Source organism: Ruminococcus sp. 1001136sp1, assembly GCF_039841815.1.
Lineage (GTDB): Bacteria > Bacillota > Clostridia > Lachnospirales > Lachnospiraceae > Blautia_A > Blautia_A faecis.
The window spans coordinates 1-3,029 of sequence record NZ_JBDPGY010000051.1; the positions used below are offsets into that span (position 1 = coordinate 1).

3 protein-coding genes are annotated in these 3,029 nt (G+C 45.1%); all 3 read right to left on the reverse strand.

What is annotated here, in order from left to right; all coding sequences use genetic code 11:
• Positions 1 to 119: 119 nt before the first annotated feature.
• Positions 120 to 1,754: an IS66 family transposase gene (locus ABHC48_RS20365; RefSeq protein ID WP_243284619.1), complete on the reverse strand. Its 1,635-nt coding sequence runs from the start codon at positions 1,752 to 1,754 to the stop codon at positions 120 to 122.
• Between the two features lie 274 nt (positions 1,755 to 2,028).
• Positions 2,029 to 2,385: an IS66 family insertion sequence element accessory protein TnpB gene (gene tnpB, locus ABHC48_RS20370; protein ID WP_195700497.1), complete on the reverse strand. Its 357-nt coding sequence runs from the start codon at positions 2,383 to 2,385 to the stop codon at positions 2,029 to 2,031.
• Complete coding sequence (locus ABHC48_RS20375) at positions 2,378 to 2,761, reverse strand: IS66 family insertion sequence element accessory protein TnpB (protein WP_195700498.1); 384 nt, start codon at positions 2,759 to 2,761, stop codon at positions 2,378 to 2,380. Before ABHC48_RS20375 ends, tnpB begins: the two co-directional genes overlap by 8 nt.
• Between the last annotated feature and the right edge of the window lie 268 nt (positions 2,762 to 3,029).

Genomic DNA, 3,029 nt, shown 5'->3' on the forward strand with positions numbered 1-3,029 from the left:
TCGACTGGCTGATGTCTGGCATTGATATTGAGCAGCCCAAAGCGATCAAGGCAACGTAAAAAAGATGCACATAAAACGTAAAGGTCAAATCCTTCGCTCCACGCCAAATACAGCGCCGCTTATTTGCGACGCTTGTAACACTCAGCCGGAAGGTCTTTTGACCACGGCATGAGTGGTTCTAAATCTTTTTCATCTATACTTCCATCGGCACGAACAATCTGCGTCAGTTCTGTCAGCAAATGCTCCATGTAGTAGTAAACATTCAGACCATTTGCACGGGCAGTCTCCGTAACACTGTAGATGGTTGCGCTGGCATCGGCTCCTCGTACTGTATTGATAGTCATCCAGTTCTTACGACCAATCGTGAAAGTTCTCAGTGCGCGTTCACTGGCCAGGTTATCAATTGGCACTTCTCCATCTGACAGGAACACCTTCAGGTATTCTTCCTGATTCAGGCAATAGTTGATGCCTTTGGCGGTTTCGCTCTTTGGAAGCACCGAACGGTCTGCCTGTATCTTTCGGAGCCAGGAAAAGAATTCTTCAACCAGAGGCTTGATGGAAGCCTGCCGCTCTTTTAAGCGCTCTTCTGGAGTCTGCTCCTTCAAAGCTCCTTCCAGATCATAAATAGCGCCGATTCTTACAAGTGCTTTATACGCAACAGATGACTCGACTGTTTTGGGATTGCTTTTTCCAATTGCCTTAATCGCATTTGCAAAGTGACGTCTTGCGTGAGCCATGCAGTTCGCATTTTTTACACCGGTCAGATCCCGTTCCAGCTTATGATACTGTTCCAGACCATCTGTCATAAGAATACCGTCAAAGTCCTTATAGTACGCTTTCGGATGATCGCTGTGCCGCGTCTTCTGGTATTCATACACAATGATCGGAGACACCGGACTTAACTCTCCGGTGATGTGAACCCACATATAGCTTTTACTGCCTGCAGGTCTGCCATCATGAATTACATCCACAGGTGTTTCATCACTCTGATTTACGTGTGCTTCCAGCTGACGCTTTCTCATGAGATCACACACTGGCGATAAATAGCGTTCAGCCGTCCACACCGTCCAGTTCGACATCGTCTGTTTGGACAAATTCAGGCCGTTTGCCTGGAAGTCTCTGGAAATGCGGTCAAGCGGATTGCTGTTTACATACTTGGCATTGATGATTGCGGCTTCAAGAGAAGGCGTTGCAATGCTTCCCCTGAACATCGTTTCCGGATGATCGCCACGAAGAAATTCATCCTGATGCGCACCATCTGTTCCAACATACACTTTTATGATATGTTTTTCCGCAGTCCATTTGGCCGGTTCGAAACGAAGCTGCCAGAAAATCTCATCCGGCATACTTTTCCAGTTCCCTTCACCGAAAGCTTCATTCAGTTCCTGTTCCGGTATATCATGAGGAATTACTTCCTGTGGAAAATCCTTCAGATCTTCTTCACGCTGACCTTTTTTCTTAGGCTTTCGCGGCATTTTTCTGGATGAGTCAATAACCTCTTCCACAGTTGGCTCTTTGACTTTTTCATCGTAGTTCGCTTCAGCCTCATTAAAAAAAGAAAGCTGTCCGGCGATATCATCCAGTTTTTCCGTATGACGACCAAAACGTTGCTGGTTTGCCAGCCGGACCTGCTCTACGAGGTTTTCATAGTTCTGTTCCAACCGGTCAAGCCGGTCCTGCATCTGGTAGATGACATCGTTCTTGGTTTCATGATCCATCTTGTTCAGTTCATCTGGAGTGAATTTTTTACACATGATATCCGCCTTTCTTACTAAGAATAGTATAGCAGAAATCCGTGATAAATGCGAACCGGCCCACAGGCAGAGTTCGTCATTTTTTCCTGTCATGAAAGTCATCAGAATTCGTATGCCAGCCTTTGGAAATATAGGGGTTTCAAAGTGCAATTGCATCGTTCCTGCCTGATAGCTGGCAAACGAATTGTTCTGATTCGGTCATCCATTGTAAACAATAGCAGTTTTTTTCAATACCAAAACAGAAAATATATTTTCTCTGTTTTGTACAAATGTTTCAATAGATATTTTTCGGATCGACATCTTTGATTTTGGGATCCAGGGGATTTAAACCCATCATAAGATACTTGTACTGTTCTTCGGTAAGGTCCGCTGCTTCCTGTGTATTCCTTGGCCAGGATAATCGTCCTGCCTCAAAGCGTTTGTACAGAAGTAAAAATCCGGTACCCATCCACAAGAGTCCCTTGCACCGATCGGAACGCTTCCCACAAAACAAAAAGAGCGTTCCCTTCTCGAATGGATTTTGACCATACTTATCGCCGATGATCGTTGCCAGCCCATCAATGCCTTTTCTCAGATCAACTGTGCCACAGGCAAGAACAACACGGCGAATACCAGCAGCATCTTCAAGCATGTGACACCTCCTGAATAATCAGACGCAGAAGAGCATCAGAGATTTCATTGGAAATATCAATCTGTAACGCTGCAGTACGAATTGTTGCAACTGGTTTACCGGAAACCATGTAGGTATTTGTTTCCTCAGAAGTGTGGCATGGAATTTCAACAAAGGTCAGTTCTGTTTTCTCTGCCACAGCAGGAACGGAAGCGTTTTCCTTCATTTCTTCATATGCCTGTTGCCGGAACCGTCGCTGCCAATGATAATAGCTTTGTTCGCAGATGCCATTCTCATCCATCCAGCTTTTGGCTGACTGGCCTGCTGGTCTCTGCCCACAGGCCTGAATGATCTTTTTCCAGTACTCTGCACGGACTTCATGAGTGCACTGATCCATAGTCTTTAGTCCTCCCTTGAAAAAATCTATTGTTTTTCTCAAGTATGCACTAAAAATGGATTTAGTGAAAGGCGCGTGGTTTGACCTTTACCATAAAACTCTTGCTTTTTGCTGTATTTTCGGCACTTTCAAGGTCTGGTAAATCCGCTGTTTTGCTGGGAAAAGCCACTGTTTTCTGGTATAATGGAAATATCAGAAACAGGAGGAAAAAGCAGTGGCAGACAGTTCCAAAGATATCCAGCTCCGTGAGCTGAAGGACATGATAAAC